Annotated in this window: 16 protein-coding genes; 11 read left to right on the plus strand and 5 right to left on the minus strand. The window is 55.0% G+C overall.

Annotated features, from left to right (window positions below; genetic code table 11):
* The first annotated feature begins 36 nt into the window (after positions 1-36).
* Complete coding sequence (locus AC27IT_RS15385) at positions 37-588, plus strand: DJ-1/PfpI family protein (protein ID WP_005829432.1); 552 nt, start codon at positions 37-39, stop codon at positions 586-588.
* 54 nt (positions 589-642) lie between these two features.
* Here the strand turns inward: AC27IT_RS15385 and larC are convergent, their stop codons facing one another.
* Positions 643-1,404 (minus strand): nickel pincer cofactor biosynthesis protein LarC, encoded by a 762-nt coding sequence (gene larC / locus AC27IT_RS15390; protein ID WP_005829434.1) that lies wholly within the window; start codon positions 1,402-1,404, stop codon positions 643-645.
* A 132-nt stretch (positions 1,405-1,536) separates the two neighbouring features.
* Here larC and AC27IT_RS15395 point away from each other — a divergent pair, with 132 nt between their 5' ends.
* The 3 genes from AC27IT_RS15395 (at position 1,537) to lipA (ending at position 5,870) form a co-directional block, all read left to right on the plus strand.
* Complete coding sequence (locus AC27IT_RS15395) at positions 1,537-2,661, plus strand: metallophosphoesterase family protein (RefSeq protein WP_025843838.1); 1,125 nt, start codon at positions 1,537-1,539, stop codon at positions 2,659-2,661.
* Positions 2,658-4,862: an ATP-binding protein gene (locus AC27IT_RS15400; RefSeq protein ID WP_429791063.1), complete on the plus strand. Its 2,205-nt coding sequence runs from the start codon at positions 2,658-2,660 to the stop codon at positions 4,860-4,862. Before AC27IT_RS15395 ends, AC27IT_RS15400 begins: the two co-directional genes overlap by 4 nt.
* Before the next feature lie 99 nt (positions 4,863-4,961).
* The gene (gene lipA / locus AC27IT_RS15405; protein WP_005829441.1) at positions 4,962-5,870 is read left to right on the plus strand and encodes a lipoyl synthase; all 909 of its coding nucleotides are present in this window, start codon (positions 4,962-4,964) and stop codon (positions 5,868-5,870) included.
* Between the two features lie 80 nt (positions 5,871-5,950).
* Here the strand turns inward: lipA and AC27IT_RS15410 are convergent, their stop codons facing one another.
* On the minus strand, positions 5,951-6,856 hold the full coding sequence (locus AC27IT_RS15410) for a YhcN/YlaJ family sporulation lipoprotein (protein ID WP_235694609.1): 906 nt from the start codon (positions 6,854-6,856) through the stop codon (positions 5,951-5,953).
* Between the two features lie 116 nt (positions 6,857-6,972).
* Here AC27IT_RS15410 and AC27IT_RS15415 point away from each other — a divergent pair, with 116 nt between their 5' ends.
* The 3 genes from AC27IT_RS15415 to AC27IT_RS15425 all read left to right on the plus strand — a co-directional run bounded on the left by AC27IT_RS15415 (position 6,973) and on the right by AC27IT_RS15425 (position 8,972).
* Positions 6,973-7,611: a YutD family protein gene (locus tag AC27IT_RS15415; RefSeq protein ID WP_007777835.1), complete on the plus strand. Its 639-nt coding sequence runs from the start codon at positions 6,973-6,975 to the stop codon at positions 7,609-7,611.
* A 213-nt stretch (positions 7,612-7,824) separates the two neighbouring features.
* On the plus strand, positions 7,825-8,211 hold the full coding sequence (locus AC27IT_RS15420; RefSeq protein WP_327991475.1) for a helix-turn-helix domain-containing protein: 387 nt from the start codon (positions 7,825-7,827) through the stop codon (positions 8,209-8,211).
* Positions 8,163-8,972 (plus strand): hypothetical protein, encoded by an 810-nt coding sequence (locus AC27IT_RS15425; protein ID WP_347343213.1) that lies wholly within the window; start codon positions 8,163-8,165, stop codon positions 8,970-8,972. The genes AC27IT_RS15420 and AC27IT_RS15425 overlap by 49 nt, the downstream gene beginning before the upstream one ends.
* A gap of 446 nt (positions 8,973-9,418) precedes the next feature.
* Here the strand turns inward: AC27IT_RS15425 and AC27IT_RS15430 are convergent, their stop codons facing one another.
* The 3 genes from AC27IT_RS15430 to glpX form a co-directional block, all read right to left on the minus strand.
* A complete protein-coding gene (locus AC27IT_RS15430) occupies positions 9,419-9,673 on the minus strand; it encodes a hypothetical protein (protein WP_007777841.1) in 255 nt (84 codons plus the stop codon).
* 155 nt (positions 9,674-9,828) lie between these two features.
* The gene (locus tag AC27IT_RS15435) at positions 9,829-10,098 is read right to left on the minus strand and encodes a DUF3055 domain-containing protein (RefSeq protein WP_283858203.1); all 270 of its coding nucleotides are present in this window, start codon (positions 10,096-10,098) and stop codon (positions 9,829-9,831) included.
* Positions 10,099-10,110: 12 nt separating this feature from the next.
* On the minus strand, positions 10,111-11,085 hold the full coding sequence (gene glpX, locus AC27IT_RS15440; RefSeq protein WP_283858202.1) for a class II fructose-bisphosphatase: 975 nt from the start codon (positions 11,083-11,085) through the stop codon (positions 10,111-10,113).
* A 240-nt stretch (positions 11,086-11,325) separates the two neighbouring features.
* On the opposite strand from glpX, the gene AC27IT_RS15445 reads away from it, so the two are divergent.
* The 4 genes from AC27IT_RS15445 to AC27IT_RS15460 all read left to right on the plus strand — a co-directional run.
* A complete protein-coding gene (locus AC27IT_RS15445) occupies positions 11,326-11,760 on the plus strand; it encodes a DUF86 domain-containing protein (protein ID WP_122952375.1) in 435 nt (144 codons plus the stop codon).
* Positions 11,761-11,854: 94 nt separating this feature from the next.
* Complete coding sequence (locus tag AC27IT_RS15450) at positions 11,855-12,481, plus strand: helix-turn-helix transcriptional regulator (RefSeq protein ID WP_005836603.1); 627 nt, start codon at positions 11,855-11,857, stop codon at positions 12,479-12,481.
* A 52-nt stretch (positions 12,482-12,533) separates the two neighbouring features.
* A complete protein-coding gene (locus AC27IT_RS15455) occupies positions 12,534-13,280 on the plus strand; it encodes a hypothetical protein (RefSeq protein ID WP_487091895.1) in 747 nt (248 codons plus the stop codon).
* 159 nt (positions 13,281-13,439) lie between these two features.
* Positions 13,440-14,149 (plus strand): TIGR01457 family HAD-type hydrolase (locus tag AC27IT_RS15460; protein ID WP_487091896.1); only part of this gene is annotated, 710 nt, incomplete at its 3' end.

Raw genomic sequence — 14,149 nt, forward strand, 5'->3', positions numbered from 1 at the left:
GTATCCAACCAAACATGTATGGAGGAGGCTCGTGTGATGAGCAAAAAAGTGTTGATCGTGACAGGGGATGCCGTAGAAGCACTGGAGGTGTTCTATCCGTATTACCGTTTGCTGGAAGAAGGCTACGAAGCCGTGATTGCCGCGCCCAGCGTGAAGACGCTGCACACCGTTTGCCATGACTTTGAAGCACACAGCGAGACGTACACAGAAAAGCCTGCTTATCAGTTGCCTGCGCACGCCGCGTTCTCCGACATCAATCCGGAAGCTTTCGACGCCTTGATTATTCCCGGCGGGCGAGCGCCTGAGTACATCCGGCTGAACGAAAGCCTAAAGCCGATCGTCGCCCATTTTTTTGAGGCGAACAAACCAGTTGCGGCGATTTGCCACGGCTCGCAAGTGCTTGCGATCGTGTCCGAGCATCTCGCCGGCCGCAAGCTGACCGCCTACCAGGCGTGCAGACCGGACGTAGAGGCGATGGGCGCGATTTACGAAAAAGAAACGCTCCACGTAGACGGCAATCTGGTGTCTGGTCATGCATGGCCGGATTTGCCCGGCTTCATGCGCGAGTTTCTCCGCCTGCTGCGCTAACGGATAGACAAACCAAAAACTTCCGCCGAATGTCGACGGAAGTTTTTTTTGCGTTTAGCGGCGTCCGACCAAGAGCCGCAGCACATTCGGCTGGTCGGGCAAGTCGCGGGTTCCTGCGCCGTAGCCGATAGCCTCGACGGTCATGGACGGCAGCGGGCCGAACTGCTCGACCAGCGCGGCGGCAACACCCGCTCCGGTCGGGGTGGTCAGCTCCTTGTCGATCCGCGTCTCGCGCAGCGGTATGCCGACCAAAAGCTCCATGGTAGCGGGGGCCGGAACCGGATAAAGACCGTGGGCGCAGCGCACGTAGCCGTTGCCTGTCGGGATCGGCCCGCAATGCAATTGCCCGATGTCCAACTCCTCCAGTCCGAGCGCGATGCCTACGACGTCGACGATCGAGTCGAGCGCCCCTACCTCGTGAAAATGGACAGTATCGACTGGGACGTTGTGAATTTTCGCTTCGGCGATCGCGATTTTTTCAAAAATAGCCAGCGAGCGGCGCGTTACGCGCGGGGCCAGCCCGGCTGCCTGAATCATGTCCACGATGTCTTTGTGGCTGCGGTGCTCGTGATCGTTGCCGAGCACCTTCAACGGCTTGAGCGGAAGGGCAGGAGCCTGGCTCTCGTCCACGACGTCCAGCTTCAGCGCGGAGACGCCTGCTTTGACGACCTTTTTCCACTCCAGACGGAAATCTCCTACGGGAAGCTTCCGCAACTCCTGCTCGATCCGGTCGCGATCAGCCCCGGCGTCGACGAGCGCGGCCAAAAGCATGTCGCCGCTTATTCCCGAAAAGCAGTCCAAATACGCAATGCGCACGAGAAACACTCCTTTTCAACCAGTCATTTCCTCTGTATCATATAGGGAAAGTATGTTCGTCTGTTTACTGATTCGTTGTCCAAAGTGTACCATTTGCCGATTCGGTTTGTCATGCGAGGAGTTGATCGGTTCGTGTTGTCATTCATTCATACGGCGGACGTCCATCTGGACGCGCCTTTACATATGCTGGCGGATCTTTACGAGCTTCGGCAGGACGATTTTCGCCGCACCCTGCAAACGATTCGCGACCTGGTTGCAGAAAAGCAGGCCGACTTTTGGCTGATTGCCGGAGATTTGCTGGAATATCACGGGGGCAGGCGCTCCACGGCCATGTTTTTGCGCGACCTGTTTGCGAGCATCGCCCCGATCCCGGTCTGCATCGCGCCGGGAAACCACGATCCGTGGCGGCCGGATTCGTTTTACCAGACGTTGGAGTGGCCGGGCAACGTGTACTGGTTTACGCCGGAGTGGGGCGCTTTTGAGTTTCCGGAAAAGTCATGCGTCGTATACGGCTGGGGATTTGGGCAGCCGCATGTCTACGAGTCGCCGCTCGCCTCTTTTCCAGGCAAGCTGGACGGCTATCGGCACCACCTGATGGTGCTTCATGCCAGCGTCCTGAACAGGGCAGGGGACGAGCACCAGCCGTACGCTCCGGTTACGTTGCAGGAGCTGGTCGAAACCGGAATGGATTACGTGGCGCTCGGCCATATTCACAAGCCGGAGCAATTTGTGCACCCGCAAACAAGGCAGCCGCTCGCCGCCTATCCCGGCTCGCCGGAAGGGCTGACGAGCAAGGAAGCGGGAGAGCGCTCTGTGCTGTACGGCGAGCTGGATGACGCCGGGAGGTTGACGCTGCAGGCGCTTCCGGTCTGCCAGCGCCAGGTTCGCAAAGTGACGATTCACGCCGCCGGGGCGGAAACGACCGAGCAGCTCGTCGAGGTGATGAACGCGCAGCTTGCGGAAATCGCCAGCACGGATCTTGTGTACGTGACCTTGACCGGAGAGCGGGCCGCTCATTTTGTGCCGGCGATTTCCGTCTTGGAGCAGCGCTTTTCGCGATTTTTTTCACTGGCGATCACAGACGAGACGTGGCCTGACATCGACGCAGACAAGCTGGTGGCAGAAGGCGGCGTATGGGGCAAATGGCTCGCCAAGCTGGCGGAGGCCGAGGCGAGCGCCAGAAACGACGAAGAGCGCGAAATTGCCCGGCTGGCGAGGCAGGAGGCGCTCGCGCGGATTGGGGGGAGCATCCGTTGAGGATCGAGGAAATATCGCTTACGGGGTTTGGAAAATGGCAAGGAGCCGACTTTCGCTTCGCTCCCGGACTGAACCTGTTTTACGCTCCCAACGAAGCGGGGAAGTCGACGCTGTTGCAAGCCATTTTCGCCGCCCTGTACGGGATGAAGCGCGATTACGTCAAAACGGCGCGCTATTTGCCTGCCTATGAAAAATACCGCCCCTGGCACCAGGGGGACTACGAGACGATCGTCACCTATCAGCTCGGGGGCAAGACGTACCGCTTGCACCGGACGCTGGCGAAAGAAAGGGAGCAGGCACGCCTGTTTCTCGACCCGGAGTGGACGGAGCTGACAGACGTGTACATGGAGGATCGGCGCAAGGAGCGGAACTTTCTGGAAAAGCATCTGGGGCTTACCCGCAGCCTGTTTACGGATTTGACCTGGATCAGACGGGAGCCGCTGGAAGCTGCCGAGCATCTCATGCCTGCTTTTGCAGATGCGCAGGAGGCAAGCCCGCACGTCCACGCCGTTTTGGCGGAGCTGGACCGGGAGCTTGTAAGCATCGGCAAAAAGGAGCGGGCGGAAAACACGCTGTTGGGCAAAGCGGCGTCGCGCGCAGCGAGCAAGGAGCAGGAGCTGGCTCACGCCGAAGCGGCATGGCGCCTGATCCGGCAACTGACGCAATCGATCCAGCTCTGGGAGGAGGAGCGCGAAAGACTCGAACAGCGGCACATCCGGCTGCGGGAACGTATGCAGAAGTGGCAGGAGCAGGATCAGCTTTGGCAAGAAAGCTGGCAGCGAAGCTATTCGCCCATCGACGCGCAAGATTGGCAATGGTGGCTTGCGCGGGCTGCGAGCGAAGCGGAGCGGCAACTGCACGAAAAAGCGCGCAGCTCGATCATGGCATGGGACGAGCAGACGCCAGACGGTGCGCAGGGAACAGCGGCGAGTCAAGCGCTGGGCGAACTGGAAGCGGATTACGAGCGCGGCACTTCGCTGCGCAAAGCGCGGGAGCAGCGGCATATGCGGCTGGCCGAGCTGGCTGTGCTTGCCCTGTCCACCGGGACGCGCAGCCAGGCGCGGACGCAGCGGCAAGGGAATCGGGCCAAGCGCAAAAAGGGAGCCGTACGCCTGTGGGGCGGCGCTGGGCTATTTGCTATCCTCGGCGCCGTCGGCCTGGCGACGGGGCATCCCGTCCTTGGCGGCAGTTCGCTCGGCTTGAGCTTGCTGTTGCTCGCACTCGGGATTTTCGTGCTGCAGGCAAAAGGGAGCGGACATGCTGTTGCGCCTGTTGCCGCCAGCGAGCAGTTGCAAGAAAGCGAGCGGCTGCAGCAGGAGATTGCCGCCATCGACGCTGAATGGGCGTCCCTTTTGGAGCGCTGGGATGTTCGGGATTGGGATACTTTTCTAGCAAAAAGGGAAGAGCTACAAAGAAGCGCGCAGGAGCAGCGGGCCGTCCGGCTGGAGAGCGATCTGGCCAAAGCAAAGCGGGAGGAAATGCTGCAAGCCGACTGGGGCGAGGCGGTGCGAGCGATTTTGCGGCAGGAAAAGCGGCAGCGCGAGGAAGCAGAGAGCGACTGTCTGGCGCAGTTGTCCCGGATGGAGGACGAGCTGCAAGAGCTGCGGGAAAAAATCGCCCGCGCCTATGGAGAGATGGCCGCCCATGAAGGCGTGTCCGTAGCGAGAGCCAGAGACGAATACGAAGAGGCTGCTATTGCGCTGCGTCGGTTGTTGCAGCGCCGGGACGCCCTCCAGCTTGCGCGGGATGCGTTGCAGGAGGCGCAAGGCGAATGGAAGCGCGACGTTTCCCCGGATGTGAACCGGATGGCTTCCGAGGTGATGGCGCAAATTACGGGGGGAGCCTACCGCGACGTGCGGCTCGACCCGACAGAGGGCTTCGCGGTGCGGCTGCTGGAGCCGACGCGCAACCTGATCGTCAGCCACGAGCAATGCTCCACGGGAACGGCCGATCAGCTCTACCTGGCGCAGCGGCTCGCCCTGCTGCAGCACATAAGCAAACGGACAGAGCCGTTGCCGCTGTTTCTGGACGACCATTTTGTCCACTACGATGACGAGCGCCTGCAGCGGACGCTGGCGTACATCGCCAAGCTGGCGGAGCAGCATCAGGTCTTTCTGTTTACTTGCCACGAACGGGAGCAGCGCTTGCTTGCGCCGCTCTTGCGCGGATCGGATTGGCACAAGGCGCATCAGCTCGGGTAATTGTTACCTGACTTGTGAAAGAGGTTGCCCCTTGTAATTCCAACCTCTATAATGGAGTTTGATTATGTCTCGTACCAAGATACATGAGGAGTGGGCCCTATGACGCAACGCAAGCCGGAGTGGCTCAAGATCAACCTTGTTTCAGGACCAGAACTCGCCAGCTTCAAAGAGCTGAAGCAAACCATGCGCAGCAAGACACTACATACCGTTTGCGAAGAAGCAAAATGTCCCAACATTCATGAGTGCTGGGCCAGCGGTACAGCTACGTTCATGATTTTGGGTGATATATGTACCCGTGCCTGTCGGTTTTGTGCCGTAAAAACCGGATTGCCGACAGAGCTTGATGTGGCCGAGCCGGAACGCGTGGCAGAAGCTGCCGAGCAAATGCGTTTGCGGCACGTCGTCGTCACCTCCGTTGCCCGTGATGATCTGAAAGACGGAGGCGCGCAAATTTTTGCGGAGACGATTCGGGCGATTCGCCGCCGTCTGCCGTTTGCCTCTGTGGAAGTGCTGATTCCGGACTTCCAAGGGAATTGGGATGCGCTCAAGCTTGTGATGGACGCGAAGCCGGACGTGCTGAACCACAATATTGAGGCAGTGCGCCGCCTGTCTGACCGCGTGCGGGCACGCGCCAAGTACGACCGGACGCTGGAGCTGCTGAAAAAGGCGAAGGAATTCCAGCCGAACATTCCGACGAAGTCCAGCCTGATGATCGGAGTCGGGGAGACGCTTGAAGAAGTGATCGAAACCATGGACGATTTGCGTTCCGTGGATGTCAACATCATGACGATCGGCCAGTACCTGCAGCCGACGAAAAAGCATCTGAAGGTCGAGCACTACTACCATCCGGACGAATTTGCCCGCCTGAAGGAAGAAGGCATGAAGCGCGGTTTCAGCCACGTGGAAGCAGGGCCGCTCGTGCGCAGCTCGTACCACGCACACGAACAGGCGAATGCCGCGAAGGAAACGATTGCCAAGGAGGCCTTGCCACAGGCGCAAGGTCAGTAATAAGAAGAAAAACCCCCTCATTGCATGCGAAAAGGAATCGCTGCAAAAGGGGGTTCTTCTCTATACAGGGGAGATTCGCCTTAGCGACTGGTTGTACCCATTTTCGCTTTTTGAGTCGCATTCGCGTTCTTTTGAGCGTTCATGCTTTTTGCTTGCTCGCCGTCTGTTACGCCGCCCATGCGCTTGATGAGCGTATCGATGCTCGCAGCATCCTCGGTACGCGCTGTATGCACATTGCTGGAACGGCTGGCGACACGGGCAATTTCCTGAATGTCATTCGGGTTGTCCGTCACATACACCTTGTAATAGCGTGGCGAGATCGACTGCGCATTCATTTTCGCCTGGTTTTTGGCTGTGCGCGGGTCTACTCCCTGGGTGTTCAGACCGACGAAAATTTCTTCATCCGTCACCAGGACAGTAGAACGCTGAACGCCAGGGCAGCTCGTGGTGACGTTGCCGACTGCTTGCGCCAGAGCGTCGCGGTCTACGTAGACGTTTTGGGCGCCAGCGGTCTTCATGCCTGCCCGGTTTGTCTGGGCGTAGCCCATTTTCGGCATGCCGGTTTGCATGATGCCGGCTCCTGCGCGATTCCAGGCCCGCTTTTGATAAATGGAATGGTTCATTCCATTCGGCGTGCCCAACACTCCGTCGTTATGGTCGGTAAAGGCGTTGTAAGGTCGCATGCCACTGGTGTAGGCGTTGTAGTTGTTGACGTTCGCCCGTGGATACGTCCCATTCGGGTACAGGCCGTTATCGACGCCCGGCGTGTTGTTCAGACCGACACCGTTGCGGACGTGCAGTCCGTCAAAGTTTGCGGAGCGCACGCCGTCGTAGTTGCGGACATGCAGCCCGTCAACGTTTGTGACGTGAGGAGCGGTCTGGTTTGGATGCGTGTAGTTCGGCGCAGCGTTGTTCGCACATGCGGAAGCCAAGAGAGCAATGCCTGCAATCGCAGGATACAACCATGTCTTTTTCAATGGTAACACCCCCTACACGATAGAATGTCCAGGGGGCTTGCGCAGTTTTCGTGGGAATTTTATCTCTTGCTGTTTGAAATGTGATAAGATGGACGAAAGTACACAAGTGTAAGGAGGAAGCGGACTTGATTCGCACGCAAGCCGGTACTTATGAAGTCATGGAAGAAAATCGCGACGGCTGGAATCCGGAAGCATTCAGGGAGCGTTACAGCGATATCCTCGACAAATACGATTACATCGTCGGAGACTGGGGCTATGGACAGCTTCGTTTGCGGGGATTTTATACAGATTCCAACCGCAAAGTACCGTTCGAGCAGCGGATCGCCGCTTTGGATGAGTACCTGCACGAGTTTTGCAACTTTGGTTGCCCGTACTTTGTCTTGCGCAAAGTAAAAGCGGCGGTCGGCAACAACGGCCCGGAACAGGACGGCCAGGACGAGAATCAGGATAACATTCTCGATATCCGCCAGAACGCATCCCGTGGCGACAATTCTCCGCTGATTGTCGAGCGCAAGGAGCGGCGCCGTTTTCATCCGCGCCAAAACAGGCAGGAGCGCCAGGAACGAAACAACGGAGGCGCCAACGAGCGGTCCGGAGGCCGCAATGAGCGCTCGGACAAGCCGAAGTTTCACAAGGATAAGCCGGAGAAAAACGGCAAGGACTCGTCCTCGCGGGAGAAGCGCCCGAACCAGTCGCGTCCCAATCGCGAGCGCGACAAAGTTCCAACCGGACAAGGCCAAAGCACGCCGAGGCGTGACACATAAGGAAGACAAACAAAAAAGAAGCTGGGAAAAACAACGCGTTTTTCTCCGGCTTCTTTTTCATTTGAGGAAAGCGGCTTTGTTTTTTTGATTCGTAGACTGAACAAATATTGCAAAACGCCAGTCGTTTTATGTAAAATATTTACATACATCTGCTCATTTTTTTGTAAAATGTAGTAAAATTTGTATATTCGTGCGAAGAAGGGGGGAGGAAATATGGGGGAATGTAAGACCATTCAACGATCATTACGTTCAGAGATTGAACATCATCTAAAAGAACGCGGTTACACACTGACTAGACTTAGCGAAATAACAGGGATTAATCAGGGAGTATTGAGCGACCTCTTGAATCGTATTCCACCCCGGTCCATGAAGATTGCTCACTTGGATGCATTCGCTGATGCGTTTGGGCAATCTCAGGGCTGGCTGTATGAATTGTACGAGTCAGAGTGTGAGCTTTACAAGGTACGGATTCCGAGAAAAATTGGAAGGCTGTCATACAATTTGATCCATATCGTAAGAGACTGCCTGAAAACTATCAACTGGATGCCCTATTGCAACTTGCCAATGTATGCTTTTCGCTGCACAAATGGCAAGAGGTAGAGCGTTATGCAGATGAGCTAAGGGAGTTGGCCACTGCGGTTTACCAGGACGAGTTGCGCGCGCGAAAAATGAACAGAAAAATCATTCCGCCAAAGACAGAGCGACATTTAGTTGTATATTACGGTCAGGGATTCCTTTTGAAGAGTGCTGCCTTGGAAAAGCAAGGCTTGTATGCAGAAGCGAAGAAATATATTTCTGGTTATGCCGATCTGAGCGAGTTTGAATTATTGGATGAAACAGGACGGATAGAGGTAGAAAAGTTTCGACTGTGGGCAACGGCTAATCGCTATACGTTAGATGTTCTCCTGGGTGACATTGAGCTTCTGCCTGCATACACTCGCTTCCTTATGGATCACCCAAAAGAGATCCTTTCCGGACTAATAGCCATTATGGAATCGGCCAACAGGCACAGATTTAAAGTGGACGGGATTCTTGAACAATTTTCAAGTCAGATTCATGATTTTACTGAGTACGAGAACTCCATCCAGATGGATCGTTATTTTCGCTTTCGGTATGAACTAGCTACGTATCGACTTCAAAATGGCCAGTACGTGAGCGGAATGGAGGATATTTTACGTTGTCTGGTTTTAGCCACTATCATGAAGAATGACAGCGATTTCATTCGTTGTGTGACACTATTCGAAGCTTTCCGACCACACGCAACAGATCAACAAAAAACGGAATACAAGCAAATCATGGAGGGGATACGAAATGAAGAAGTCGATTTTGCTAGCAATCGTTTTAGTTTTGGGACTGTATAGTAGCGTTACGAGTGGACAAGCACCAATCCCAAAAGGAACCGTTATCCAATATGAACACGGTGTTGGCGGGTAAACGCGGATAAACATGGAGAAAAATCATCCTCAAAAGAGGATGATTTTTTTTACTATTCAAATTTTGTCAACCGCCAACTTTCTGAATGTCGGTGTATAGTTATAAATGTGCTTTTCTGCAAGAAAAAGGGAGTGATAACCATAGGGGTTATTTCATATAAAAATGACGTTTCATCAACGCAGGACACAAGAGAGTAAAGGGGTATTTTCCCGTACTTACCAGCCAAAGGGGCCGTCTCCAAGTCGATTTTTCGGCTTTGGAGATGCCCCTTTTCCATTTCAAAAACCTTGGTCGATCATGCTGCTGATTTTGAGAAATGAGCGGATTTTCTCCTTTGGAACAACCCCTTTTTATACCATCTCAGCTCTTAGCGTTAGAACCCGTATCCGCCGAAAAACGGATAGGGCTGGTACGGATATGGATAGTACGGATACGAGTATGGATACGGGTACGGATAGTAATAGGGCGGATAGAAGCTATAAGGGAGCGGGATGATGAGAGGGAACCCGCTGTCGTTTCTTCTTCTGCGAAAGAAGACGGGGTGCGCCTGATCTTCCGGAATCGTCTGGTATTGGTCTTCCGCCTGGTGAGCCTGAAGTTGTTGATCGTCAGCTTGATAAGATTGCATGGTGCGACTGCACTCCTCTCGTTTGTCTGTACGTGCAGTAGCATTATACGAGACATCCGCCTGTGTGGAGAGTTGTCCTCATGGATTTGGGCACAAAACAGCCCATCCCGAAAGTCTCGTTTCGAGATGGGCTTGGGACATGCAGAAGACGGATGTTAAATCACAGTTTCCAAAAAGGTTTTCAGCTCTTCCGCTTCCTGCTCGTTCAAGTTAAAGGCAAATTCGAGATAGCCTTCTTCCTCCAGATCGTCGTGCCCGATAATGGCAGAACGGCCGTTTTGGATGTTAATGACGAGCTTTTTGCCGTAAAAACGGTTGGTCGTCGTGATAGCCAGGTCGAAGCGGGTCGCTTCGCCTGTGAAGCTGACAAATCGCGTTTTGGTGTCCTCCGATTCGTCGTACAAATAAAACAAGTCCTTCGCCATAAATACGCTCCTCTACTTCCATGCCAGATTTGGTTTGTGCTCGATATTGTGCAAAGCGCGGACAAAACGGATCGTTTTCGTCTGGGCGCGCATGACGATGGAGTGCGTCTCCACCATGTCGTCGCCCAAGTAGCGGACTCCCTGCAGCAGCTCGCCGTCCGATACCCCTGTTGCCGCGAAGATGGCGTCGTCTCCTTTTACCATATCGTGCAACGTCAGCAACTGCTCCGGATTGGCAAGCCCCATCTTGATGCAGCGCTCCCGCTCGCTGTCGTTTTGCGGCTTGAGCATCGCCTGCATGTCGCCGCCGAGACATTTGATCGCCGCCGCGCTGATGACGCCTTCCGGTGCGCCGCCGATTCCGAGAAACAGGTCACTCCCTGTATGCGGCAGACAGGCGGCAATTGCTGCGCCGACATCGCCGTCGCCGAACAGCTTGACGCGCGCGCCTTTTTCCCGGACGGTGTCGATGATGTCCTGGTGCCGCTCCCGCTCCTGGATGATGACGGTCACATCCTGAACGCGTTTGTTGTTCGCTTTGGCTACTACTTCTATCATTTTATCCACGGGATCGAAAAGGTTGATTTTTCCCGCAGCCCGCTTGCCAACCGCCATTTTCATCATGTACATGTCGGGGGCATGCAGCAAGGTTCCGCGGTCACCGACAGCGATCACCGACATGGCATTGTTGTGTCCCTTGGCGACGATCGTCGTTCCCTCCAGCGGGTCTACGGCGACGTCTACCTCCGGGCCGACCGCATCCGGGTGGCCGAGCTTTTCGCCAATGTACAGCATCGGGGCTTCGTCCAGCTCGCCTTCGCCAATGACGACCGTCCCTCTCATGTTGATCGTGTCAAACATGGCGCGCATGGCGCTGGTCGCTGCTCCGTCCGCTTCATTTTTCTTTCCTCGTCCCATCCAGTGTGACGAGGCGAGGGCAGCCATTTCTGTCACCCGCACGATTTCCAATGCCAGTTCGCGTTCCACAGTTGTGTTCCTCCCTTTATGCCGGCAAAAAATTCACCCCATCATTGTAACATAAAGTACAAGCTGATTCGTGACAGCCGGGACAAATTTGGTATACTGTTGGAGGAAAAGAGGTGAAAGCCGTGAGCAATTCCTATTTGCAGGAAGGGGAATTGGTCCTTCTCGTCCTGGTGCTGACGTTTGTGTTTACTACCTATTATGCAAAACGAAAAGCAAAAAAGCGAAAATAAGGAGAATCTCATGTACGACGTGAATACAAAGCGAATTGACCAAGTATTGTCCTATATGTCTCGCATGCTTGATCTGCTGGACAAGCTCAGGGAACGGGGAGCCGAAGCGGTTTTGTCGGACGAAGTGGCTGTTGCAGCGATGGAGCGAGCCCTGCACTTGTCCATCGAAGGAATTGTCGATGTCGGAAATGCGCTGATCGACGGCTTTATCATGCGCGATCCTGGCAGCTACAGTGATATTGTAGAAATTTTGCGCGACGAGCAAGTCGTTACCGATGAGCAGGCGGCGATTCTGACCCGCGTTGTTGATTTCCGCAAGCATCTGGTCATTGACTATACGAGCGTTCCGGCGGAGGAAATGTTCGCGCTGGTGAACGAAGCCGTGGCAGCGATGCGGCAGTTTGACCCGCATGTGCGTGCGTTTTTGCAGAAAGAATTGTTCTAGAAAATGGAGAAGCGGATTTTTTATACAAAACACTTTCGTTTGTTTACTAAAGCGTGCCGATCCGCTACAATAAGTAGAAAGGACGGTGATACGTATGACAAACGAGGGGACGTCCACTCGTGACCAAATCCTGCACATGCTCAAGGTAAAAGGCTCACTCTCTGTCAGCGACATGGCCGTCGATCTTGGCATTACAGAAATGGCGGTAAGACGCCATCTGAACACCCTGGAGAGAGACAATCTGATTAAGTCTACGCTTGTGAGGCAAGCGATGGGACGACCAACCAACGTATATTCCTTGTCGCAGGAAGCAGATGAGCTGTTTCCGCGCAATTATTCTCATTTAACGCTCGACTTTTTGCAAGACTTAAAGGAGATTGACGGGCCGGGAAAAGTCGAAATGCTGTTCCGCCGCCGCGAAAATCGCCTGGAGGAAACGTATCGCGCCCATATGCAAGGAGACTTGCGGGACCGCGTGGCCAAGCTTGCCGAACTGCAAAACGAAAAAGGCTACATGGTCGAGTGGGAAGCGGATACGGATGGAAACACGTATCGCATCCAGGAGTTCAACTGTCCAATCGCCCAGGTCGCGCGCGAATTCAATCAGGCCTGCACCTGTGAGCTGTCGCTGTTTCGCCGGGTGCTGAAAGCCGACGTGGAGCAAACGTCCTGCATGGCAAAAGGCGGAGACAAGTGCGTGTTTGAAATCAAAAAAGCGTAAAAACAGTGTCAATGATCGCCACTTTTGTACGATTCGGTGCAGGGTGGCTTTTTTGCAACAAGATGTGCAGCGGCAAGAAGAAGTAAAGGCAGATGCGAGCGCATTCCAGGATTCGTCCATTCGCGAGCTGTTTCTGCACGCCAAGGCGCATCCTGAGCAGATCGACGGCTTGCTGGGTTCGATTGCGGATTTTTTGGACGGGGAAGCGGATACGTATAAAAAAGGACTGGCCTGCATTATCGCCGGGACGTTGGTTGAAAAGGGAGGCGACCCGGCCGGGATCGTCGGGGCGGTCGTCCGGCAACTGGAGCGCCACCTGATTTTGCTGGAAGCGTATTTTCAACAGGACGACGAGCTGTCGCTTGCCGAGCGGTTCCAGACAGCGCCGGATACGGTCAAGGCACAGATGACGTCGGACTTTGTGGTTTTGGCGACGATGACGATGATTTGCCGCGACAAGCAGGCGAGAATCGAGCTGAGACAAAATCAGCAACTGCTTCGACTGATCGAGGAGCTGGAGGAACAGATCGACAATCTGCATTTTGTGAACATCGTGCTGGGCAGCGAAGACGATCTGGAGGTCGTGGCCCTGCACCCGGAGACATCGACGGGGATCAGGCTGCGGCTGTCGATGGTGCAAAACAACTTTCATCTGTTTACGCGCTCATGGGATTTGTCTTTTTGCGTTCCGGTTCACAATGCGCTGACCCCGCAAGCAGAACTGGTCGAAGTGCTGTCTTGCGAACAGGTAAAAGCATGGACCGAGAAGATCGTAGAGCAGTGGAAAAAAGCCAGGTAGCGAGACGAAGGCAGGAAGCGGCAGAGCCCGTTTTCCTGCCTTTTTTGGCGGGCAAAAGCAGACGGGCGGCTCGTCAAATGGCGCAAAAGCGGGTATCGTAAAGGAAGGCCAGAAGTTTTGGCAACAGAGATAGATCAGACTGGATGGAGGAGAAGCAACATGAAACCGTACAAAGGCTACCTGATTGATCTGGATGGAACCATTTACCGCGGCAATGAGCCGATTCCCGGCGCTGCCGAATTTGTCCGCTACTTGAAAGCGAACCGCATTCCGTACCTGTTTTTGACCAACAATTCGTCCGCATCGGCCGAGCGCGTGGCAGCGCGACTGAGCGGGATGGGAGTTGAGGCAACCGCACAGGATGTATATACGACCAGCATGGCGACTGTTGAATATTTGCAAGAAAAGGCGCCCGCAGGGGCAAGCGTGTATGCGATTGGCGAGGAAGGCTTGCTATCACAACTGGAAGCGGCAGGCTTCAGGCTGACAGCAGACGATCCTGCCTACGTCATCGTTGGAATCGACCGTGCCTTCACGTACGAAAAGCTGACGATCGCTACCCGCGCCATCCGCGCAGGCGCTACTTTTATCGCGACCAATGCAGATGCCGCGCTGCCGACAGACAACGGACTGTTTCCAGGAAACGGCTCGCTCGTTGCCGCCGTGTCGGTCGCATCCGCTACGAAGCCGATCGTCATCGGCAAGCCGGAGCCGATCATCGTGCGCTACGCGCTTTCCGTCCTCGGCACAGAGGCATCCGAGACGTTGATCGTCGGCGACAACCTGTTCACCGACATTGAAGCCGGGGCAAACAGCGGCCTGGACAGCCTGCTCGTCCTGACAGGCTATTCGACGCGGGAAGAAGCTGC

The sequence above is a fragment of the Brevibacillus sp. YAE8 genome, from assembly GCF_057543335.1.

Bases quoted from the DNA above. Each gene is read 5' to 3' on its own strand.
- lipA (WP_005829441.1), top strand. From the start codon at position 4,962: ATGACGCAACGCAAGCCGGAGTGGCTCAAGATCAACCTTGTTTCAGGA.
- AC27IT_RS15385 (WP_005829432.1), top strand. From the start codon at position 37: ATGAGCAAAAAAGTGTTGATCGTGACAGGGGATGCCGTAGAAGCACTG.
- AC27IT_RS15430 (WP_007777841.1), bottom strand. From the start codon at position 9,673: ATGCAATCTTATCAAGCTGACGATCAACAACTTCAGGCTCACCAGGCG.
- AC27IT_RS15445 (WP_122952375.1), top strand. From the start codon at position 11,326: ATGTACGACGTGAATACAAAGCGAATTGACCAAGTATTGTCCTATATG.
- AC27IT_RS15420 (WP_327991475.1), top strand. From the start codon at position 7,825: ATGGGGGAATGTAAGACCATTCAACGATCATTACGTTCAGAGATTGAA.
- AC27IT_RS15450 (WP_005836603.1), top strand. From the start codon at position 11,855: ATGACAAACGAGGGGACGTCCACTCGTGACCAAATCCTGCACATGCTC.
- AC27IT_RS15435 (WP_283858203.1), bottom strand. From the start codon at position 10,098: ATGGCGAAGGACTTGTTTTATTTGTACGACGAATCGGAGGACACCAAA.